This is a genomic window from Rhodopila sp., assembly GCF_965277165.1.
Taxonomy (GTDB): Bacteria; Pseudomonadota; Alphaproteobacteria; order Acetobacterales; family Acetobacteraceae; genus Rhodopila.
The window spans coordinates 2,688,330-2,709,600 of the sequence record NZ_CBDICE010000006.1 but is presented as its reverse complement, the minus strand read 5'-3'; the positions used below and the strand labels follow the sequence as shown (position 1 = coordinate 2,709,600).

Here is a 21,271-nt window from a genome sequence, read left to right as displayed (position 1 = left end):
TTCTTTCACATCGCGTGAAGCGTACGATCCATAGAGGGAAAACACATCATGGATTTCAAAGATACCCCCGAAGAAGCCGCGTTTCGAGCCGAGGCACGCGCCTTCCTCAACGCCAACGCCGAACCAAAAGCCGGCAACCGCCCCGTGCTGCGTCAATCCGGAGTCGATGCCGACTCAGTAAAGCGCTGTAAGGCATGGCAGGCCCAAAAAGCCGACGCGGGCTACGCCGGTCTGACCTGGCCAAAACAGTTCGGCGGTCGCGAGGCTTCGCCCATACTGCAAGTAATCTACAACCAGGAAGAAGATGATTTCGCCGTACCGCGCGGCCTGTTCGAGATCGGACTCGGCATGTGCATCCCGACCATGATGACGTACGCGAAGCCCGAGCAACTTGACCGCTACGTTAGACCCGCCCTCCGCGGCGAGGAAGTCTGGTGCCAGTTATTCAGCGAACCAGCCGGCGGATCGGATCTCGCGGCGCTGCGGACGCGGGCAGAGCGTGATGGCGACACCTGGATTATCAACGGGCAGAAGATATGGACCTCCGGCGCGCATCTGTCGGATTTTGGCATCGTCGTCGTGAGGACCGATCCAAATTTACCGAAACATGAAGGTCTGACGTTCTTCTTCCTCGATATGAAGTCTCCCGGCATTGATATCCGGCCAATCCACCAGATGTCAGGGGCGCGCCATTTCAACGAGGTTTTCTTTACCGACGTTCGTGTTCCCGACAGCCAACGCCTCGGCGCGGTGGGGCAGGGGTGGAAGGTCTCGCTGACGACGCTGATGAACGAACGCCTCGCCGTCGGCGACGTGCAGCGGCCCGAGGTCGATGACCTGCTGGAACTCAGCCGCAAGGCGCGAATCGACGGCAAGCCGGCAATCCGCAATGGCGCGGTGCGTGAAAAGATTGCCGAATGGCACGCACGCTCCCAAGGCCTGAAATTCACGCGGTTCCGCACCATGACCGCGTTGTCGAAGGGCCAGACACCAGGCCCGGAAAATTCGATCCATAAGCTGGTCAACGCCTCTAAGCTGCAGGACATCGCGAATTACGGGCTGGATCTTATGGGCGCGGGAGGCCTCGTCATCGATGACGATCTGACCGAGGCCTACGCGATGTTTCAGTCCGCCCTGCTCTCGTCGCCTAGCTCACGGATCGCCGGTGGCTCCGATGAGATCTTACGCAACATCATTGCCGAACGCGTGCTTGGTCTGCCGTCCGACATTCGGGTCGACAAGGGCAAGCCGTTCAACCAGGTACCGACAGGCAAACGGTGACACGTGTCGCGACGACGATTGGATGCTTCCCTCTACTGAACCCAGTCATCTGCGCGGCCGGGGAACCAGTTATGACCGAGGCGGGCATCCGCGCCGCACTCCGCGCCGGCGTGGCCGGCGTAATCGCCAAATCCGTGAATGAAAGCGCCGCCGCAAGCAATCAATTGGACCGCGCCGACTACGTCCGTCTGGATGCGGATGGAACGCCGACATCGGGGCAGGGGGTCTCTCTGTTCAACCGTTCCGGCCTCACGCAACGCGACACTGCCGAGTGGCTTGACGCAATCGCCGCGCTTGATCGGGAAGCCCGCGTCGAGGGCAAGTTCGTCGCTGCCAGCATCGTCTACGCACGCCCTCCGGGAGCCATTTCGATCGCCGCAACGGCCCGTCAGGCTGGCCTGCGGGTCTTCGAATTGAATGTTGGAGCGCCGCATGCCTCCGAGGCCACACCCGCTGCGATTGCGCAAGAGACTGATCCCGACCGACTGTCAGATCTGGTGCGTCAAGTGCGCGCAGCGACCCACGGTATGCAGCTTTGGGTCAAGCTGACCGGTCTTTCGCCCAACTTGCCTGCCCTCGCGATGGCGGCGCAAAACGGAGGTGCCGATGCGGTCTGCATCATGGGCCGCTTCATGGGTCTGGTGCCCGACCTTGAGACCTTCAAGCCAGTGCTGGGAACCTCCGCTGCATATGGCGGTGGCTGGGCGCTCCCCATCGTCTGCCGCTTCTTGGCGCTGACACGCCAAGCGACCCAGAAGTCGCTGCCCCTGATCGGCACCAACGGCGTGCGTTCCGGCCGGGACGTAGTGCGCATGGCGCTCTGCGGCGCCGTCGCCACTGAAGCTTTGTCGATCGTAATGCATGAAGGGTTCGGCGCGTTCACACGGATAGTCGATCAACTGACATCGTTTCTTGACCATCGTGACCTGACATTCCAAGATTTGATCGGTCGCTCGGCCGATGCCTTGCACGGATATGGCGAATCGCCCTTGACCCCTGACAGGTGGCGAGACTTTGTGCCATCAGAAACATTGGCGGACACGAAACCGCACTGAAGCCGCGCAAGCAGCTCCAGTAGGGTGGTAAAGTTGTGTCAGCGTCCAATCGGCGATATCCCCGATTGCGAGAAGGGGATGACATGGACGAACCGTTAAGCGCAACGATGACCTCTGACATGACAAATGTCAGGTGGCGCATCTTTTTCCTGATTCTGGGCACTGTCGCCATCAACTACATCGACCGTGCGTCCTTGTCGGTGGCAATGCCGACCATCAGCCGCGAGTTCAACATCTCGCCAGCCGTTCAGGGGCTGCTGCTGAGCGGTTTTTTCTGGAGCTACTGCGCCATGCAGATCCCCGGCGGCATGCTGGCGGATCGCTTCCTTCCGCGTTCGGTCATCGCCGGTGCGACCATCGCCTGGGGAAGCTTCGCTGCCCTCGCCGCGGGAGCAACCGGTTGGATCACCATGCTGCTGACCCGGGTCGGCCTCGGCCTCGCCGAGGGTCCGATTTACCCGGCCGGCGCAAAGCTGATCGGTATGTGGATGACACCGACCGAGCGAGGCCGGGCCGCCGCCCTGCTGGACGGCGGGGCGCCCTTGGGAACGGCACTGGGATCGCTGATCATCGCCGGCCTGATCAGTGCGTTCGGATCGTGGCGCGCGGCGTTCCTGGTCGCCGGCATTGGCACTATGGTCTGTGGCGCATTCGCCTGGTTCTACATCCGCAACCATCCGCATGAGCATGACTCAACCAACCACCAGGAACGCTCGCACATCCAGGATGGACTTCGTCGTTCTGCCGCGGATGCTGACGGCAGCGCCTCACTCTCCGGGGTGTTCCGTTCACCGTCGATATGGATGTTGTTCGTAGGCTGGTTCTGCTTCAATTCGCTCTGGTATGGATTTCTCACCTGGGTTCCCATCTTTCTGTCAAAAACCCAAGGACTAGATATCGCAGCGCTCGGCTGGGCCTCATTTCTGGTATTCTTCGCTGGCTTCGTCGGGGAGTTGATCGGCGGCCAACTGCTCGATCATTGGCTGCGCACCCAAGCCTCGACCGAGAAAGTGTATCGTCGTCTCTTCGGCATCTCTTCGGGCCTGGCAACCATCGCGGTTTTCCTCGTCGCCTATGTGCATCAAGAGGCCGCGGTGATCACTTTGTTGGCGACAACGCTTTTCTTTCTGCGCTGGTGCGGCATGTATTGGACCCTCCCAGGCCTGCTCATAGGTGGAGAGAAGGCCGGATTTCTTGCCGGTTCGATGAACTTCGCCGGCAACATCTCCGGCATCGTCGTGCCAGTGACTGTCGGGCTGATCGTTAGCACCACCGGCTCCTACTATCTCGCCCTGATGATGTTCGCCGTCGCGGGGGCCGGGCTGTTCCTCTGCTCGATTGGCATTCGCTATCGTCGCGCGATCTAAGGGCCCATGCAGTCGGAAAAGAACGCCACCAGATGAAGCTGATCGATCTTAGCCGCGAGATCCACCACAAGATGGCGCGGCTGCCGAACCAGCCAACGGTGATTATCGCACCGTTCTCCCACAAATGAGGAAAAGCGATTCGCCGATGGCTACTCCTGCTCCTCGGCGGTGATGTCGCTCAACATGGGCGACCACTCCGGTACCCATGTTGACGCCCCGCTGCACTTCGACGAGCGGCCCGAGGCGAAAGGCATCGACGAGGTGCCGCTCGAGAACTTCTTTACAGAAGCGGTCTGCCTAGATCTTTCGCACAAAAAGCTAAAGTCCGACATTAGTATCTCCGATCTCGAGGTTGCCGAACGCGCCGCGGGGATCGACATCAAGCCGAAAGACACCGTACTGCTGCACATGGATTTCTATCGCCGCACCCAAGGCACCGATGCCTACATCACCGATTTTCCCGGGCTTACAAAAAAGTCGGCGACGTCGCTCGGTGAAAAAGGCATCACCATGTTCGGTGTCGAAGCAGTCAGTCCCGGCCGACCAGGCCGCAACAATTTCGAGGTGCATCACGTTTGCCGTGACATGGGCTTCACCCACATGGAAGGTTTGGTGAACCTTGATAAATTGGTTGGTCTAGGGCGGTTTCGATTTATCGGCTTCCCGCTCAAGATCCGCGGCGGTTCAGGCAGCCCGATCTGCGCGGTTGCGTGGGTTGAATAGCGTCCAAGAAAAGAGTGCTCACCTAATGACGAATGTCAGATGGCGAATTATCGCCGTGCTACTGATAGCGACGACTATCAACTACGTCGACCGGGTCAATCTATCTTACGCCGCGCCGACCCTGATGAAGGAATTCGGCATAGGCCCGGCAGGCATGGGAATCGTTTTGTCAGCGTTCCTGTGGACCTACTTCCTGCTGCAGGTGCCCATGGGCCTCGCCCTCGACAAGTTCGGGGTACGCTTCGTCTACGGCGGCGCGGCTTTGTTATGGGGCGTCGCGACCATGCTTACCGCCACCGCGACCGGCGTCGTCTCGCTCATCGCATGGCGCACATTGCTGGGTGTTGGTGAGGCACCGCTGGCTCCGGCCGGGACCAAGGTCATCGGCTTCTGGGCGGCCGACCACGAACGGGGCTTCGCGTCCGCCATGACCGTAGCCGGCGTGCCGCTCGGGGTCTTCATCGGGTCTCCATTCATCGGCTGGCTACTGGCGGACTTCGGCTGGCAGACGGTCTTTGTCGGCACCGGCGTGATCGCAGTGCTCTGGGCGCTTGGCTGGATCGCTTACTACCGGCAACCAGATCAGCACAAAAGCGCTAATGACGCGGAACGCGCCTATCTTCACCAAAACAGCAAACGCGAGGCCCTGCCGACCCACGCGACCTGGGGCGAGTTGCTTACGAACCGCAACATTCTCGGCCTGTCGATTGGGCATGCCGCGCTACTGTTCAATCTGTATTTTCTTCTGACCTGGTTGCCGACCTACTTGATCGAGCAGCATCATCTCACGGCGCTGCGCACCGGGCTGTTCGGCTCGATCCCGTGGTTCTTCGGCCTCGTCGGTGCCTTGGTCGGCGGCCGGATGTCGGACCTCCTGGTGCGCCGCGGGTGGCCGATCATGCGTGCAAGAAAAGCGTTTCTCGGCCTCGGAATGATCCTCAGCATGACCTCGCTGATGTCGCTGTTCACCGCGACGCTGACTGCCACCGTGGCATGCCTGTCCGTCGCGCTATTTGGCCTACTCATCACCAACAGTGTGGTCTGGGCCGCGAACGCCGAGATTGCGCCGACCCAGCAGGGGGCTCAGGTCAGCGCCATTCAGAACTGTGTAGGCAACGCGGCAGGGCTCGTTGCGCCAATCATGGTCGGCGTGTTGCTTCAGCTAACCGGGTCATGGATGGCACCAATGACAGCGGCCGCTGTAATCGCTCTGGCGGGCGCCGCCGTCTATACCCTGATGCTGTCCGACCGTGCGGTGCTCAAGCAACCAGTTTCAGTGCAGGAACTGGCGCGGTAACCTCGCCGAAGACGCCGCCTACGCTCCCGCGGCCCGCATGAAGTCAGCGATCTCATCAATCACCGGCAGGACCTTGTCGGCAGCCTCCGACTCCAGATTGAACACCACCCGCTCCACACCAAGATCCGCGTAGCGCTTCATCAGATCTCGCTCCCGCCGCGGGAACCATACGGTGACCGCGATCTCGTCCGGTTTGCGTCCCGCCTCGGTCGCCATTTTGCGAAACTCCGGAATCAGGTCGCCAATCTCCTGATACCCGCTGCGTGCCGCCTGCGGAATCCACCCGTCACCATAGCGGATGGCCCGGCGGGCGGAGTAAGGAAATGCGCCCCCAACGATCACCGGAGGATGCGGCTTCCGTACCGGTTTCGGCCACGTCATCATCGCATCGAAGTTGACGAATTCACCATGATATTCCGGCTTCGATTGGGTCCAGATCTGCTTCATCGCCTCGATCCGCTCCCTGGCAGCCTTGTGCCGATCGGCAAACTTTACACCGTGATCTTCCAACTCATCCTGGTTCCAGCCATTACCCACGCCAAACAAGAACCGGCCACCTGACACCTGATCGATCGAGGCGACCAGTTTCGCGGTCTGGATCGGATCACGCTGAGCCACCAGGCAGACGCCAGTGCCGACCATCAGCATTTTGGTCGCCGCTGCCGCCGCTGTCAGAGTCACGAACGGATCCATCGCATCGTAGTAGCGCTTCGGCAGGTCGCCGCCGCCAGGAAACGGCGACTTGCGGCTAAGCGGTATGTGCGAATGCTCTGGCGCCCACAGCGATTCAAAGCCTCGCTGCTCTAAGGCCTGGCCGAGTGCGCCGGGTTGCATCGAATAGTCGGTGAAGAACATCGATACGCCTGATTTCAGCATCTTGCTTTCCTCCTGCTGGCCGTTTCGAGCTGGATCTCGCCAAGGTTTTCCTGGTTCAGCGGCTGTCAAGTCACTTGGAATTCCCCGCCATCATGAACGCCCTGTCATCCGCCCTGGTCGACCATGCATCGGCAGGCTAGCTTGTCGCCAGACCAGCGGCAATCGAGGAAAAACCCGTGTCCGAACCGGAGCGCGCTCCTGCCGACAGCCAGGCAACTGCGAAAAACACCCCAGTTAAGATCACCGACGTGGCCGCCGCGGCGGGAGTCGCCCCGATGACCGTCTCCCGCGTGATCAACACCCCCGACCGTGTCTCACCGGAAACCACCGCCCGCGTCCGCGAAGCGATCGATCGCCTGAGCTATGTTCCCAATCTCATCGCCGGCGGATTGTCATCGCGCAAATCCCGCATGGTCGCCGCTATCGTCCCCACCATCGCGCATCCGATGTTCGCCAGCGTCGTGCAATCGTTCTCCGACGACATGCGCCACGCCGGCTATCAGGTCATGCTGTCGATTTGTGGCTACGACGACACCGACGACGAGGCCCTTTTCCGCGCGGTTCTGGGGCGCCGCCCGGATGCGTTGCTGATTACCGGATCGGGCTACAGCCCAGCCGCTTGGCAGATGCTGATCGAGGCGCGCATCCCGGTGGTCGAGATCTGGGACGTCTCCAACCGTCCGATCGATATGCTGATCGGCTTCGACCACGCTCAGGTAGGCGCTGATGTTGCAAGGTTCATGTTGAACAAAGGCCACGATCGTTTCGCTGTGCTGACCGCACGCGACTCCCGGGCGATGACCCGTGCGCGCGGGTTTACCGAAACGGTAATCAAGTCCAGCGCCTCCCTGGTGCTTGACCAGAACATGCCGGCGCCGAGCACCATCGGCGCCGGACGTGCCGGCCTGCGTGCGCTGCTGCCATTTCTCGATCAGCGCTGTGCGGTATTCTGCAGCTCTGACCTCCTTGCGTTTGGTGTGGTTACCGAGGCCCGCATGAACGGTATAGCCATTCCGCAACGTCTAGGCGTCTGCGGTTTCGGCAATTTCGAACTCAGCGCCATGAGCGAGCCACCGATCACAACGGTCAGCCTCGAAGGAGCGGGCACAGGTCGGACCGCGGCCGCTTTCCTTCTGCGTCGTCTGGCCGGAGAGGGGCCCAGCGGCGGCGATAGGGTGCATGTCGCCTTCCGCATCGTGGACCGCGCCAGCGCCTGACGGCATAGCCACCTCTGGCAACGCCGCGAAACCGCCTCGCTGGCGCGGTTCTTGCTGCCCACTCCACTACCGATTGGTTCGATGCTGCGGAGTTGTGCGCAAGAAAAGACGTCAGTTCTTCGGCCGTGCGGCGGCAACTGCGCTCGCCGGTGGCATAGGCCGCCCATCGCTAGTACGAGCGGCCTCGGCCACGACACTGAAGTTCGTGCCCTACGCCGACCTTGCTCTGCTCGATCCGCTTGTCAGTGCGTTCGTCACTCGAAACCACGTCATGATGATCTTCGATACGCTGTTCGCACTGGACGCCCGCGGCGAGGCGCAGCACCAGATGTTGGCCGGCCATGCCGTCGAGTCCGATCAGAAGGTCTGGACACTGACCCTCCGTGATGAGTTGCTGTTCCACGACGGCACGCCGGTGCTCGGCCGAGACGTCGTCGCCAGCCTGCGCCGCTGGGGCGCCAAAGACGCATTCGGACAGGCCCTGATGGCGGCGACCGACGACCTCTCCGCACCAACCGACAAGCAGATCGTTTTCCGCTTGAACCGCCCGTTTCCACTGTTACCACAAGCGCTGGCGAAGCCGACGAACCTGATGGCGGTGATCATGCCGGAGCGGCTGGCGACGACTCCCTCCGGCACGCTGCTGAACGAGATGGTTGGCAGCGGCCCGTTTCGCTTCTTGCCGGAAGAACGTGTCTCCGGCGCACGCAACGCATATGCAAAATTCGAAAAATATCGCCCGCGCGAAGGTGTCGCCAGCTTCTGTGCCGGCCCCCGGATTGCCAATTTCGATCGCGTGCAGTGGCTGACGACGCCCGATCCATCCACTCAGGCCGCAGCCCTACGCGCTGGCGAGGTCGACTGGGTCGAGCAACCGGTCATGGATCTGGTTCCGTCGCTCAAATCCGATCACAATCTGCGAGTTGAAATCATGGAAACCACCGGCCTGGTGGGTGTGCTGCGTTTCAACCATCTATACCCGCCGTTCGACAATCCGGCGATCCGCCGGGCTGCACTACACGCGGTGAATCAGAAGGAATTTATGACCGCCGTTGCCGGCGACGGGGATCCTGGCGTGATCAACGACCATGTCGGTTTCTTCGCCCCCAGCTCGGTTTACGCTTCCAACGCCGGAATGGAGAACTTCAGTCCTAATCCCGACTTTGCCGCCTTGCGCAAAGCGGTGCAGGCGGCCGGCTAAAGCGGCGAGAAAGTGGTTTTGTTGGGCGCGGCCGACGTCCCGCGCATCACCGCGATCTGCGAGGTCGGTGCCGATATATTGGGCAAGATCGGTCTGAACGTCGACTATGTCTCAACTGACTGGGGAACTGTTGTGCAGCGGACGACGCGAAGTCAGCCGATTGCCGATGGCGGCTGGAGCATTTTCGGCTCTATGTGGGGCGGCCTGGACCTCGATAACCCGGCGGGCAACGCACTGTTGCGCGGTAACGGCAAGAACGCTTGGTTCGGCTGGCCAACTTTGCCGAAGCTTGAGGCGCTGCGGGATCAGTGGCTTCGCGCCACCGATGCATCTGCGCAAAAGTCCCTGGCGGCGGACATCCAGCGCCAGGCGTTTCACGACGCGCCGGCGATGCCGCTGGGCCTATACTTTCAACCAGTAGCATATCGGAACGACTTGGCCGATCTGATGAAGGGCCTAATTCTGTTCACTAACGTCAGGCGTTTGTGAGACGGCTCTACGCCGATTTCACGAATATAGCCCTTGGTAACTGCCGACGGTAACCCGCTCTGGCCACCAACTTGAGACGCTTGCCGGCTTCGCCCACAATAATCCCACGTCCCAGGAGCGAAGTTATGATCAGTGTCGAGGAAGCCCGCGGCCGCCTTTTGAAGGCATTGCACGAAACACCAGCCGAGATCGTCGCCCTCGCCAACGCCTGGAACCGTGTCACCGCCGGGGATTTGACCGCGCGCCTGACGCAGCCTCCCGCTGACGTCTCGGCGATGGACGGCTATGCGCTGCGCGCGATGGATGGCGTCGTCGACGCCGATCTGCGCGTAATCGGCGCCGCTCCGGCCGGTCATCCATTCGACGGGCAGGTAGGCCCCCGCGAAGCCGTCCGCCTGTTTACGGGCAGTGTTATCCCGATCGGCGCGGACGCCATCCTCCTTCAAGAAGATGCCACCCGCGACGGAGATTGTGTCCGAGTCAACGAATCGGCCGTGGCCGGCCGGCACATCCGTCGCGCTGGGCAGGATTTCGCCGCGGGGGATGTCGTGATTCGGTCTGGTCGGCGACTGACCGCCCGCGACATCGGCTTGGCCGCCGCTGCAAATCACCCGTGGCTGTCAGTGCATCGCCGCCCCCGCGTCGCCATCTTGGCAACTGGCGACGAGATCGCCATGCCCGGCGAACCAATTCCACCCGGTGGAATCGTAAGTTCCAACTCTCACGCGCTCGCCGCCTTGGTCCAAGCAGCCGGCGGCGAGTCCGTGGTCCTGCCGGTCGCGCGAGACCAGCAGGCGGCGATCGGTGCAGTTGCCGACACGGTCGTCGGCATGGATATGTTGGTCACCACGGGCGGAGCCTCGGTTGGCGACCACGATCTGGTGATCGCGGCGCTGACGGCTCGCGGCATGACACTTGATTTCTGGCAGATCGCCATGCGTCCCGGGAAACCGTTAATGTTCGGCCAACTCGGTGTCACTCCCGTTCTCGGTTTGCCAGGTAACCCGGTTTCAGCCTTGGTTTGCGCGATCTTGTTCTTGCTGCCGGCGTTGGCCCGCTTGTCCGGTTTGGCCGTAGCATCACCACCTGTGTCCCCGGCATTCCTCGGCACGCCAGTGAAGCAGAATGATCGCCGCGCCGACCATCTGCGGGCAACGCTGCGCATCAATGAAGACGGCCGTATCGTCGTGACGCCTTTCCCAGTGCAGGATTCCGCGATGCTCCGCCGGCTGGCGAATGCCGACGCGCTCGTCTTGCGTGCGCCCAACGCACCTGCCCTGCCGGAGGGCGCCGAGGTCGGCATAATCCGACTCGATTCGCTCGGTTTGTGAGGCTATAGCTTCAAGAAAGCCCGCTGAGATACTGAGATTTGCATGATTATCCACAGTTTCGCTTGACGACAGCAACGGAACCAACATAGAACGGCTTCGACGGTTGCCGATTTGTTCCGGCAAATATGCAAGGAAGTCCGCAATGTTGACGCGCAAGCAATATGAACTGCTGGTTTATATCGAACGCCATCTGAAGCAGACTGGCTTCTCTCCGAGCTTTGAGGAGATGAAAGACGCTCTGAAACTGAAGTCGAAATCGGGTATCCACCGGCTGATCTCGGCGTTGGAGGAACGGGGATATCTCGCCCGTCGACATCATCGCGCTCGTGCTCTGGACGTGCTGCGTCTGCCGGACAACATGCTGTCCCACGATACCCCGGCGACCGCTCCCCCCGAAGCCGACATGCCGCCTGGCTTTAAGCCGAACGTTATCCGAGGTGACTTCACTCAACGCCTGTCGGGGGTTCGCACCGCGAACGATGCAGGCGCGATCCAGTTGCCGTTGCACGGCCGCATCGCCGCCGGCCTGCCGATCGAGGCTCTCCGTGATACCACCAGCTACATCGAAGTGCCGCTTGCCCTGCTTGGCCCAGGCGAACATTACGGTCTGGAGGTTGCAGGCGACTCGATGGTTGAGGCCGGCATACTGGATGGCGACACCGTAATCATTCGTAAGGGTGATACCGCCGAAAACGGGCAAATCGTCGTGGCACTCGTCGACGACACCGAGGTCACACTGAAACGACTGCGCCGGCGCGGCAACTCGATCGCGCTTGAGCCATGCAATGTCAGGCACGAGACCCGCATTTTTCCGGCCGACCAGGTCAAGGTGCAGGGCCGGATCGTTGCGCTGATGCGGACATATTGAATGCGATGCCTTTGCTCGACAGATCCCCATATCTCGCGGCCGCGGACCCGCAAATTCTGGGCGACCTGTCAAGTTTCGATCATCGTGCGCCCGAACAGTCAGCCGCGACTCTTTGCCAACAGTTGATCCTGCCGCGATACAATCAAACCAGCACGATTAGCGCATCCACCGCCGTAATCCGATCTCCCGTGCAAATAACCGGATTTACATCCATTTCAGCAACCGAATCGCGATGATCCGCCGCTAGGCGGGACACATCGCTTATGACCCGCGCCAGCTGCTTCATATCCACCGCCTGCATGCCGCGGTAGCCCTCCAGCAACTTCACGCCTTTAAGTTGCCGCAGCAGATTCTCAGCCTCGAACGGTGTTACCGGGGCCGGCGACAGTGCGGTGTCATTCAGCACCTCCACCAGAATCCCGCCAAGCCCGACAACAATCATTGGTCCGAACAAAGGGTCGTTACTGGCCCCAACAACAATCTCGATCCCTTGCGGCACCATCGGCTGCACCAGCACCCCGTGAATCCGCACCGGTGACGGGACCTTGGCCGCGTTCGCCATCACAGCCGTATACCCGTCCCGCACCTCGTCCGCGTCGCGCAGGTTCAGCCGGATCACCCCAGCCTCGGTCTTGTGCGGCAGATCCGGAGACTCGACTTTCAGCACCACCGGATAACCCAACGCCGCCGCCGCGTTCACTGCGCCCTCGATCGATGTGGCCAGCCGCTCACCTACGACAGGCACGCCATACAACGCCAATACCGACTTCGCCTCACGTTCGGTCAAGGTCCGCCCATCGGCGGCGGCAAGCAGCTCCTTGGCCCGAACCATCGTTTCAGCCGGTGTCGCGGCAACTTTCGGCGCATCAGCCATGCGTTTGTTGAAACGCCATTGCCAAGCGGCCAGCGTGGCGAAACAGGTGCTCATCGACCGGAATAGCGCAACCCTGTTGCACTGATTTGCCTCCACGACGCCCGGTCCGTCCTGCCATTCCGTCTGCCACACAACGCAGGCCATCTTTCCATGCTGCTCGGCCAACGCGCTGTAGGTCTGCGGTCGCTTTGCTGATGGCGCATAGCCATAGGTCAAAGGCGAGACCAGAACGCCATATTGCGGATCGCTCAGGAGGGCGTTCGCGCAAACCCCAAGCGATTCAGGGTCAGCCAGGATCTGAGCGGTGACGTCGCAAGGGTTGCGCGACGATCCGAACTCCGGAATGCGAGACTCCAGAATGGCCCGTACGTCGCCACTCGGCTGCGGCAGGAGCACCCCCCACTGCTCGGCTCGATCGGCCGCCATGATCGCCGCCCCGCCTGATGCCGCGACGATCGCCGCGCCCGAGGCTTTCGGCGCCGGCGCCTTGGCGAAGAATGCCGCGGTTTCCATCAACGCCTCGAACTCGTCCACAACGATCGCTCCCGCCCGCTTGAAGACGGCTCGATAGGACGCATTCGAACCCGCCAGCGACCCGGTATGCGACATGGCGGCCTGCGCACCTTGCTCGCCGGTCGCCATCTTGAAGATCACCAATGGCTTGTCGGCCGCCCAAGCATTCTCCGCCGCGAGCACCAGCCGGTCCGGCGTCGCCATGCCCTCGAACACGCAGGCAATCGATCCGCAGGCCGGATCGGTCGCCAGGTAGTTGACGAAGTCCGCCATATCCACGTCACAGGAATTGCCCGACGTCATGACATGACTGACCGAGAGCCCTCGCACCACGCCTTGCGCCAATGCCATGCCCAATGCCCCCGACTGGCTGACAATCCCGACCGCGTTCCGTTCCGGCTTCGGGATCGGCGTGATGTCCATGAACGTTATGCGGCTGTCCAACAGGGCATTCACCACGCCAATGCAGTTCGGACCGACGATCCGCAAGCCGGTCTCCTGTGCGATCGCCGCCAGGCGTTCCTGCTGGGCGACGCGATCGTCCTTGCCGGTCTCGGAGTAGCCCGAGGCGAAGATGATGGCGCCCCCGACCCCCGCCTTGGCGCAGTCCAGCACAATTTCTTCGACCGCTTCCCGCGGGGCGGTAATCACCGCGCAATCCGGCACCTCGGGCAGGTCGCGAACATTCGGATAGCAGGTGCGCGCGCCGATACTGCTGTAGCGCGCGTTTACCGGATAAGCCCTCCCGGTATAGTGATCCATGTTGGCGAGCACCTGCTTGCCAAACGAACCAGGTCGCGTCGAGGCCCCGATGACGGCGATGCTGGCCGGATGCAACAGCCGAGTGAGTTCTTCGCGGCGATAAACGCCGGTTCGTCTGATTGGCATGTTCTCGCCCGATTGACGTTCCCGATCCGGCCAGCATACTCACGGGTAATGGCTCGGCAAGCTACGCCGCGCGACAGCGGCGAATTTGCGATCCCGGTCGTATGGCAAGCGACATGCCACTCAGTCCAGGTGCCGCAAACTCAAGAGGAAAATCAAGATGGCGTCACTGTTCGACCTCACCGGCAAAGTCGCCATCGTCACCGGGTCTACCAAGGGGATCGGTCTCGCCATAGCGACGCGCATGGCCGAACATGGCGCGACCGTCATTGTCTCAAGCCGAAAGCCGGACGCGTGCGAGGCCGTCGCCGCCAGAATTCGCGACGTCGGTGGCAAAGCCCATGTCATCCCCTGCCATATCGCGCGCAAGGAGGAACTGCAGAACCTTGTCGATCAGACATTGTCGCGCTGCGGCGGGATCGACATACTTGTGCAGAACGCCGGGGTGAACCCCTATCTCGGGCCTGCCGCGGGCATGCCCGACGACGCCTATGAGCGGGTGATGGGTTCCAATGTCCGCAGCAATTGGTGGCTTGCCAATATGGCGCTCCCGCACATCGCGAAACGCGGCGGTGGTTCGGTGATCATCATCTCCTCCATCGGTGGCCTGCGCGGCTCCGCCCAGCTTGGCACTTACGCGATCTCCAAGGCAGCCGATATGCAGTTGGCACGAAATATCGCGGTGGAGTGGGGGCCGAAGAACATTCGCGCCAACGCCATAGCACCGGGTCTGGTGAGAACGGACTTTGCTAGGGCATTATGGGAAAATCCGACACTATATCGAAAACGCACCAAGAATACCCCGCTTCAGCGGATCGGTGAACCGGACGAAATCGCAGGCGCGGCCGTCTTCCTGGCCTCCGCTGCGGGAAGCTTCACCACCGGCCAGACAATTGTCATCGACGGCGGAACGACCGCCGGATCGGTCGTGTCGCACGATGATTGATCCAGCCTGAACCACCAAAACTTCGCCCCGCGCGTCGGCAAGACCTATGCACCCCTTGCCGCCGGGACCGGCTGAGCTGTGATAACGAGAACCGCATGACGCCGCTCTTCGACCCTGCAGACTTCCGCCTTCCTCCCGGCGTCGCCCATGTTTGCGCGGGCGGCGAGACGGCCGCTCTGCGTGCCCACGATGCAGCGTTGCTCCGCTACGTCGAAGACAAGAGTACCGGCCCGTCCGGCCGCGCCAATCAGGAAAGGCAGGTTGAGGAAGCACGCGCCGGCATGGCACGTCTTTGGCGCGTACAGCCGGCGGACATCGGCTTCGTCAGCAACGTTGCTGAAGGCGTAAGCATCGTCGCCGAAAGCATAGATTGGCGTGAAGGCGACTCCATCGCCATCGATGCGCACGAATATCCGTCCGTCGTCGCACCGATTGCTTTACGCCGCCACCCCGCGATCCGGCTGCGGCAGGCGCGGGGCGCCGACCCAGGTCGCCTCGCATCGTGCGTCGACGCCAGCACTCGCATCATCGCCACCAGCTACGTCTCGTATCTGACTGGCGAGCGCATGGATTTGACCGCCTTGCGCGCTTTAGCCGATAGTGTCGGCGCGTTGCTGCTCGTCGACTTTACCCAGGCCTCTGGCTACCTGCCGATCGACGCTGCGATCGCCGACTTCGCCTTCTCCGCTAGCTACAAGTGGATGCTCGGTATTACCGGCGTCGCAGTGGCCTATTGGAATCGCCAGCGGCAACCGAACTGGTCTCCTACCACGGCCGGCTGGAATTCTCTCGCCGCCGGCTCCAGCGGCTACGACAAGCCCTTGGCGTTGCAGCCGGACGCAATGAGCTTTACCCGCGGCAATCCCGCTCACTGCTCGATCTACGTCTTGAACAGCGCGCTGAGCTACCTGTCCCAATACGATATGCATGATGTCCAGCGCCATGTACAGACCCTCACCGCAGCCCTTCTCGATGATCTCGCGATGTCACAAATCCCACTTATGACGCCAAGCGATCCAGCACGCCACGGCGCCAGCGTTTGTATTGCGTCGCCGCGCGCGAAACTGATCGTGGAACATCTGTATAGACATCGAGTCTATTCGTGGAACGGCCATGAACGCGTCCGTTTCAGCTTCCATGGCTACAACACCATGACCGACGTCGAACAGACACTCGACGCACTGCGGTTGTGCCTATAATAGCCTACGGGCTCCCGCTAATACCGCGAGTTCCAGCCACCATCCATGATTGGAACTGTGGACGCCTGCGGTCGGGACGTAGACGAACACCGCGGAATGACTGGGGCGTCGGAAAGTTCGGCGCCCCGCGTCAACATTAAAGGTTTGCCTGGAAATCCACGTAATCGCGCACCTTCTTGTAGATCTGCAAGCGATTGCGCTGGCTGTCAGCAATAATGATCTCATCGGTCTTCGGATTAAAGTCAACTGCTGTCGGAAAGCATAGGCGCCACTGTGGTTCCAGATTTCTAACTCGCCGCAATGCCTTCATCATATCCGGATTGGCATCGATACTCTGCTGTCCCCATTTGGACATCTGCTGCGCATCACCCATCAGATTGGTCAACGGCCGTCCTCGGGAGTCGAATACACTGACCCGATGGTTGCCCCAATCGGCGATGTAGATATCGCCATCGCTATCGACCGCCACATCCGTGGGATGATTAAGCACGCCAGCTTTGGGGTAAGCCGCCGGAGGTGTGGTCGATATGTGTGGGCCAAGGTAGGTGACGGCAAACGCATCAGGTGCCGCCGGAACGGTGCCGTATTCACCGATTTTCATCTGAAACGTACCGTCAGGCGACAACTTTTGGATACGATGATTCTTCCAGTCGGCAACATACATATTCCCATCCGTATCCAGCGTAATCCCCCAAGGCTGCTTGAATTCACCATCGCCGCTGCCGCCCCTGCCGTATTTAGCCAGAAACTTACCGTCACCGGTGAAAACCTGAAGCCGATTATTGCCGCTATCGACGACGATGACATTGTCGTTCTTGTCACACGCCAAGCCAGCCGGACGCAGCAACTCCCCGTCGCCGCTTCCGGTTTTACCCCATGACCGGACGAACGTCCCATTGCCATGGAACACCGAGATGGTGTTCATCCACTCATCTGACACGTACACGTTGTTCTGGCTGTCGACCGCGACACCGAACGGCCAACGCGACTTTCCCTCGCCTTCACCCCAGGTAAAGAATTCCGCCAGCAGTTCCTCTTCACCAGGAGCACCAAGTTTGACCCGATTGACGCGTTGGCCGAAGTTATTTTCGTTGCCGCGATTGGCGACAAAAATATCTCCGTCGTTCCCCAGACACATCGTCTGCGGATAGTTGAACCCAGTTCCTGTCGCCGCGGCACGTCCCACCGCATAACTCCAGTCGTAGGTTCTGCCGTTTGAAACCGTCGTAAGCGGCATCGCTTCCTCCCATCTGAACCATTTAGTTTCCAGAACGGCGCGAGACTGAGATCAACCCGCCATGGCGAACTTCCGCCCCAGGGCATCAAAGCGCCGCCAAGCTACACGCCGAAGTCATTGCGGTGCGCTAGTGCAGGAAGCTCGGCTGCTCATACGTGCCGTTAACGATAGGAACCGGGTCGATGTGCAGCCACTTGTCCAGGATCGTCGAGTAAATGCCCCGGAAATCCATGTTCGGGTTCAGATCGCCCTGCACCAGATGCTCAGCCGCCAGCGACGGATACTCGCCGTAATGACCACCTTTGACCCGATCGCCAAGCACGAATGTAGCCCCTGCGGCTCCATGATCAGTTCCGGACCCGTTGTCACGCACCCGGCGGCCGAACTCCGAGAACATCAGCACGATCACGTTCTCCGCCGCGTCATGCTGGCGTAGATCGGCCATGAACGCCTCCAAACCCTCGGAGACGTCGGCCCAAAGTTTGGCGTGCAAAGGGTTCTGCCCGGCGTGGCTGTCGAAGCTGCCATGGTCGCAATAGAAAATCCGCGTCCCAAGGTCAGCCAGATGCACCTGCGCAATCCCGCGCAATTTGCTGGCTATGGAACTACTCGGATATTTCACATCCGATTTGTAAAGCGACGGCGCGACCTTCAAAATATCGGCCCCCTTCAACGAGTCCAGCCCCGTCGTCCCGAGGTATTCCATCACGCCGCTACCCTCGATCGGCTGATACATGCGGGAAAAACGTTCAAGGACCTGCTGCCGCTGCGTCGGCTCCTGAATGTTCGGCAGGAAGCCATAACGTTCCAACGCGCCCGCGACGCAAGCCACCGGCACCCCTGGAACCGCTAGCGCCCGGAACAGGCACGGCCCAAAACTGACCGCTGTGACAACGTTTTCCTTCTTTGGATCGAATTCCCGAATCACCCGGCCGAGCCAACCCTCGGTGCCAACCTTTTCGGCTTCACAGGTGTGCCAGATGTCCATCGACCGGAAGTGTGAGCGAGGAGAATCCAGGTACCCCACGCCATGCATGATCGCCAGTTTCTCGTCGTCCCAGATTTTTTTCAGCGGAGCCAAGTATGGCGGGAATCCATACTCATTATCGAATGCCAATATCTGCCCTTCCGGTATCCCGACCGCTTTTCGGTTGTCCTGATAAAGCGGGTTATTATACGGAATCACAGTATTTAGATAATCATTCCCGCCAGTGAGCTGAAGCACCACCAGAACAGGGTCTTTCTGCCCCATCGCCATGACATCGTTCTCCTTTAAGCAAATTGAAATTCTCGAGTTGCCACGATCAGTTGCATCATTTCCGTTGCCCGTCTGGCGGCGGTCTGAGCGTTCTGATCACTATCCCAATTCAACTGACCCCATTGCTTGGCCTGGTCGGTCAGCTCCTTGCGCGTGCCGCTGTTGACTTCGACAGGCCCAAGCAAATCGAGACATCCGGCCACCAACTGCTCAGGCGAAAGCGCGCCGCGATCCTTCAATCGATCGATGATGGCCCGCACCCCCGGTAGTGACTGATTTCCCATCTGCTCAGCCACGAAGTTTATCCGAGCCATCAACGAGCCACTATTGATCCATTCGGAACCCGTGTGCCAGCCTTCGACCGATGGCGGGTTGAGCAAATCCTGACCCATATAGGAAGGCTGCATCGACAGCTCGCCATAGCCCGGCTTCGGCACTTCGTGGCCACCCACAAGGCGCAAGGTGCCGACGACCACCTCGGCCGGCGACTTCAGATGCTTGTTGCGGGCGTTCTTGAAGAAATCGGAGTTGAACAGCATCCGCAGCACCGGTGTAATCTCGTAGTTCGATTCCCGGAACGTCTTCGCCATCGCATCCAGGGCCGCGGGATCGCGCGGCGGTTCAAACGACCAGGCCGGAACTTGCGGCTCGTCGGCAACAAAGAAATTGTATAGATGCCGGCAGATGAAGCGTGCGCATGCGGGTTGCTGGACCACGATATCGATAATGTCCTCGCCGTTTAAATGACCGCGATGACCCAGGAATTCCTTGATCCCGTCGTCATGGTCCTCAGGCCGGTACTCAAACTTCCACGGGAACCTGCCATACGGCAGCCGCGGAATCTTGGTCTCGAACGTCCAGCCGGTGAACGCGCGCGACGCCTCGCGAACGTCCGTCTCAGTATAGTTTCCCGCCCCAAGGCTGAACAGTTCCAGCAACTCACGGCCCCAGTTTTCATTGACTGCGGTGCCGTGATTCTGATTGTTATCAAGCCAAAATATCATCGTCGGATTTCGCGCCATCTTCAGCAAAAGATCGCGATAGTTGCCCATGCCATTGGTGCGGAAAATCTCGATCTGCTCCAGCAACTGATCATAGTTGTCGACTTTAGAGTTGCCGGTGGCAAATACATGATGCCAGAACAGCGCCATTTTTTCCTGCAGCGGTCGCTGCGTGGTCACCAGGTAATACATGTAATTGACGTTGCCCATCGGCGGCTGGCCGCCCGGCAACAGCGCGGCCGGCTGATAACGCAACAGTTCATAAGGGTCGACTGGCGGCCGGCTTTGAGGATCCAGCAGTTCTTCGACGGTCTCCTCGTACCCTGTGGCTGCCCGTGATTCCAACTCATCACGCGAAGCGCCAAAACCGGCGCGGCGCATCAGGTGCGCCATTAAAGCGATATCGTTTGCCATGCTCGGATCTCCCCTTGACACCTATGGTCCTCGGATGAATTAGCTGAGTGTAGCAATGCTAGGCGCGCGGTCGCGTCGAAGGCTGCCGGAGAAGACATAGACTACGACGGACTTGGTCGGCGCCGAGAAACATACGTTTCCAAAGCCGCACATCGACGTTTCCTGTGTCAGAACACATGTGGCAGCTATCAGACGGTGTGCCAGGAAACCCCGTCCGTCAAGTCCATCGGATCACGCCAACGCATCGAGAATCGCTGGATTGCCTCCTCGACATTGGACATCGCCAGGATCTCGCAGACTTACACGAGATGTTGAACCCAAGCCGACGAAGTCACCCCGCGCTCCAAATTCACCCTGAGACCGGTTGCAAAAGGAACCAATCTGGCAGACCGGCAAACCTTGCCCACCGTCCGCTGAAGGATAAACTCGCGGCCAACGACACCAGCAAGGGATATCCGCCATGACCCGCAACCTCAACGTCTCCGGCGTCGCTCTGGAGGTCGAGGAATTGGGCCACGGACGCCCCCTCCTCTTCCTGCATCCGGGCGAAGGGTTGCAGCCGAACCGCCTCTGGCTCGACCTGCTGGCACGGGATTATCGCGTGATCGCTCCGCATCATCCCGGCTTCGGTGGGTCGGCGTTGCCCGACTGGATGGGCACTGTCGAAGACCTGGCCTACATGTATCTTGATCTTGCATCGCAACTGAATCTGCAAGACGTCGTCCTGGCCGGAAATTGCTTCGGCGGTTGGGTCGCCGCCGAGATGGCCGTGCGCAATACGAACCGCTTCGCCGGCCTGGTGCTCGCCGCTCCACTCGGGATCAAGGTCGGCGGCGTGCTTGACCGTGACATCGTCGACATGCACGCCATCTCCCGAGCTGAATTTTTGCGCCTGGCTTGGGCCGATCCTGCCAGCGGCGAGATCGATACCACCAAGCTACCCGACAGCGAACTGGCCGGCATCGCCCGCGGCCGGGAAGCACTCGTCGTGTTCGGCTGGAAACCCTACATGCACAACCCGCGTCTGAAGCGCTGGCTGCATCGCATCGACATCCCCACCCATCTGATCTGGGGTGAGCAGGATGGTATCGTATCTACAGCCTACGGCGAGGCTTGGAAGGCCGAAATCCCAGCTTCCACCATGGAAACGATCCCTGCTGCTGGTCATTTTCCGCACTGGGAGCAGCCCCAAACTTTCGCCTCTCTTGTCCGCGCCTTCACCGCTCGGCTTTAAGGATA

The 21,271-nt window shown here is 60.6% G+C and carries 16 protein-coding genes and 1 pseudogene; 12 read left to right on the top strand and 5 right to left on the bottom strand.

Features of this window, described 5'->3' with window-relative positions; translation table 11 throughout:
- Positions 1–48: 48 nt before the first annotated feature.
- The 5 genes from ACQY4Y_RS24610 (at position 49) to ACQY4Y_RS24590 (ending at position 5,723) form a co-directional block, all read left to right on the top strand.
- Positions 49–1,281 carry an acyl-CoA dehydrogenase family protein gene (locus ACQY4Y_RS24610; RefSeq protein WP_428493205.1) on the top strand — a complete coding sequence of 411 codons (1,233 nt, stop codon included), beginning with the start codon at positions 49–51 and terminating at the stop codon, positions 1,279–1,281.
- Positions 1,278–2,336, top strand: coding sequence for a dihydroorotate dehydrogenase (locus ACQY4Y_RS24605; protein WP_428493204.1), 1,059 nt, complete (start codon positions 1,278–1,280; stop codon positions 2,334–2,336). The genes ACQY4Y_RS24610 and ACQY4Y_RS24605 overlap by 4 nt, the downstream gene beginning before the upstream one ends.
- A gap of 119 nt (positions 2,337–2,455) precedes the next feature.
- Positions 2,456–3,703 (top strand): MFS transporter, encoded by a 1,248-nt coding sequence (locus ACQY4Y_RS24600; RefSeq protein ID WP_428493203.1) that lies wholly within the window; start codon positions 2,456–2,458, stop codon positions 3,701–3,703.
- Positions 3,704–3,886: 183 nt separating this feature from the next.
- A complete protein-coding gene (locus ACQY4Y_RS24595; protein WP_428493202.1) occupies positions 3,887–4,426 on the top strand; it encodes a cyclase family protein in 540 nt (179 codons plus the stop codon).
- Between the two features lie 25 nt (positions 4,427–4,451).
- Complete coding sequence (locus ACQY4Y_RS24590) at positions 4,452–5,723, top strand: MFS transporter (RefSeq protein WP_428493201.1); 1,272 nt, start codon at positions 4,452–4,454, stop codon at positions 5,721–5,723.
- An 18-nt stretch (positions 5,724–5,741) separates the two neighbouring features.
- Here the strand turns inward: ACQY4Y_RS24590 and ACQY4Y_RS24585 are convergent, their stop codons facing one another.
- A complete protein-coding gene (locus ACQY4Y_RS24585; protein WP_428493200.1) occupies positions 5,742–6,668 on the bottom strand; it encodes an LLM class F420-dependent oxidoreductase in 927 nt (308 codons plus the stop codon).
- A gap of 107 nt (positions 6,669–6,775) precedes the next feature.
- Here ACQY4Y_RS24585 and ACQY4Y_RS24580 point away from each other — a divergent pair, with 107 nt between their 5' ends.
- The 4 genes and pseudogenes from ACQY4Y_RS24580 to lexA all read left to right on the top strand — a co-directional run bounded on the left by ACQY4Y_RS24580 (position 6,776) and on the right by lexA (position 11,705).
- On the top strand, positions 6,776–7,816 hold the full coding sequence (locus tag ACQY4Y_RS24580) for a LacI family DNA-binding transcriptional regulator (protein WP_428493199.1): 1,041 nt from the start codon (positions 6,776–6,778) through the stop codon (positions 7,814–7,816).
- A 94-nt stretch (positions 7,817–7,910) separates the two neighbouring features.
- Positions 7,911–9,506: pseudogene (locus ACQY4Y_RS24575) on the top strand (ABC transporter substrate-binding protein).
- A gap of 125 nt (positions 9,507–9,631) precedes the next feature.
- The gene (locus tag ACQY4Y_RS24570) at positions 9,632–10,837 is read left to right on the top strand and encodes a molybdopterin molybdotransferase MoeA (RefSeq protein WP_428493198.1); all 1,206 of its coding nucleotides are present in this window, start codon (positions 9,632–9,634) and stop codon (positions 10,835–10,837) included.
- Positions 10,838–10,979: 142 nt separating this feature from the next.
- Positions 10,980–11,705 (top strand): transcriptional repressor LexA, encoded by a 726-nt coding sequence (lexA, locus tag ACQY4Y_RS24565; protein ID WP_428493197.1) that lies wholly within the window; start codon positions 10,980–10,982, stop codon positions 11,703–11,705.
- Positions 11,706–11,847: 142 nt separating this feature from the next.
- Here lexA and ACQY4Y_RS24560 read toward each other — a convergent pair whose 3' ends face one another.
- Positions 11,848–13,980: an acetate--CoA ligase family protein gene (locus ACQY4Y_RS24560; RefSeq protein ID WP_428493196.1), complete on the bottom strand. Its 2,133-nt coding sequence runs from the start codon at positions 13,978–13,980 to the stop codon at positions 11,848–11,850.
- A 157-nt stretch (positions 13,981–14,137) separates the two neighbouring features.
- On the opposite strand from ACQY4Y_RS24560, the gene ACQY4Y_RS24555 reads away from it, so the two are divergent.
- Both ACQY4Y_RS24555 and ACQY4Y_RS24550 read left to right on the top strand, forming a co-directional pair.
- Positions 14,138–14,923: an SDR family NAD(P)-dependent oxidoreductase gene (locus ACQY4Y_RS24555; protein WP_428493195.1), complete on the top strand. Its 786-nt coding sequence runs from the start codon at positions 14,138–14,140 to the stop codon at positions 14,921–14,923.
- A 95-nt stretch (positions 14,924–15,018) separates the two neighbouring features.
- On the top strand, positions 15,019–16,122 hold the full coding sequence (locus tag ACQY4Y_RS24550) for an aminotransferase class V-fold PLP-dependent enzyme (protein WP_428493194.1): 1,104 nt from the start codon (positions 15,019–15,021) through the stop codon (positions 16,120–16,122).
- A gap of 136 nt (positions 16,123–16,258) precedes the next feature.
- Here ACQY4Y_RS24550 and ACQY4Y_RS24545 read toward each other — a convergent pair whose 3' ends face one another.
- The 3 genes from ACQY4Y_RS24545 to ACQY4Y_RS24535 all read right to left on the bottom strand — a co-directional run bounded on the left by ACQY4Y_RS24545 (position 16,259) and on the right by ACQY4Y_RS24535 (position 20,032).
- Positions 16,259–17,359, bottom strand: a complete 1,101-nt coding sequence (locus ACQY4Y_RS24545) for an NHL repeat-containing protein (RefSeq protein WP_428493193.1) — start codon at positions 17,357–17,359, stop codon at positions 16,259–16,261.
- Positions 17,360–17,486: 127 nt separating this feature from the next.
- Entirely contained in the window at positions 17,487–18,617 is a 1,131-nt protein-coding gene (locus ACQY4Y_RS24540; protein WP_428493192.1) for a DUF1501 domain-containing protein, read from the bottom strand.
- Positions 18,618–18,631: 14 nt separating this feature from the next.
- Positions 18,632–20,032 carry a DUF1800 domain-containing protein gene (locus ACQY4Y_RS24535; protein WP_428493191.1) on the bottom strand — a complete coding sequence of 467 codons (1,401 nt, stop codon included), beginning with the start codon at positions 20,030–20,032 and terminating at the stop codon, positions 18,632–18,634.
- A 460-nt stretch (positions 20,033–20,492) separates the two neighbouring features.
- Between ACQY4Y_RS24535 and ACQY4Y_RS24530 the strand changes: the two genes are divergently transcribed.
- Complete coding sequence (locus ACQY4Y_RS24530; RefSeq protein WP_428493190.1) at positions 20,493–21,266, top strand: alpha/beta fold hydrolase; 774 nt, start codon at positions 20,493–20,495, stop codon at positions 21,264–21,266.
- Positions 21,267–21,271: the final 5 nt, after the last annotated feature.

Bases quoted from the DNA above. Each gene is read 5' to 3' on its own strand.
- ACQY4Y_RS24550 (WP_428493194.1), top strand. From the start codon at position 15,019: ATGACGCCGCTCTTCGACCCTGCAGACTTCCGCCTTCCTCCCGGCGTC.
- lexA (WP_428493197.1), top strand. From the start codon at position 10,980: ATGTTGACGCGCAAGCAATATGAACTGCTGGTTTATATCGAACGCCAT.
- ACQY4Y_RS24610 (WP_428493205.1), top strand. From the start codon at position 49: ATGGATTTCAAAGATACCCCCGAAGAAGCCGCGTTTCGAGCCGAGGCA.
- ACQY4Y_RS24555 (WP_428493195.1), top strand. From the start codon at position 14,138: ATGGCGTCACTGTTCGACCTCACCGGCAAAGTCGCCATCGTCACCGGG.
- ACQY4Y_RS24590 (WP_428493201.1), top strand. From the start codon at position 4,452: ATGACGAATGTCAGATGGCGAATTATCGCCGTGCTACTGATAGCGACG.
- ACQY4Y_RS24600 (WP_428493203.1), top strand. From the start codon at position 2,456: ATGACAAATGTCAGGTGGCGCATCTTTTTCCTGATTCTGGGCACTGTC.
- ACQY4Y_RS24595 (WP_428493202.1), top strand. From the start codon at position 3,887: ATGGGCGACCACTCCGGTACCCATGTTGACGCCCCGCTGCACTTCGAC.
- ACQY4Y_RS24560 (WP_428493196.1), bottom strand. From the start codon at position 13,980: ATGCCAATCAGACGAACCGGCGTTTATCGCCGCGAAGAACTCACTCGG.
- ACQY4Y_RS24545 (WP_428493193.1), bottom strand. From the start codon at position 17,359: ATGCCGCTTACGACGGTTTCAAACGGCAGAACCTACGACTGGAGTTAT.
- ACQY4Y_RS24530 (WP_428493190.1), top strand. From the start codon at position 20,493: ATGACCCGCAACCTCAACGTCTCCGGCGTCGCTCTGGAGGTCGAGGAA.
- ACQY4Y_RS24535 (WP_428493191.1), bottom strand. From the start codon at position 20,032: ATGGCAAACGATATCGCTTTAATGGCGCACCTGATGCGCCGCGCCGGT.
- ACQY4Y_RS24570 (WP_428493198.1), top strand. From the start codon at position 9,632: ATGATCAGTGTCGAGGAAGCCCGCGGCCGCCTTTTGAAGGCATTGCAC.
- ACQY4Y_RS24540 (WP_428493192.1), bottom strand. From the start codon at position 18,617: ATGGCGATGGGGCAGAAAGACCCTGTTCTGGTGGTGCTTCAGCTCACT.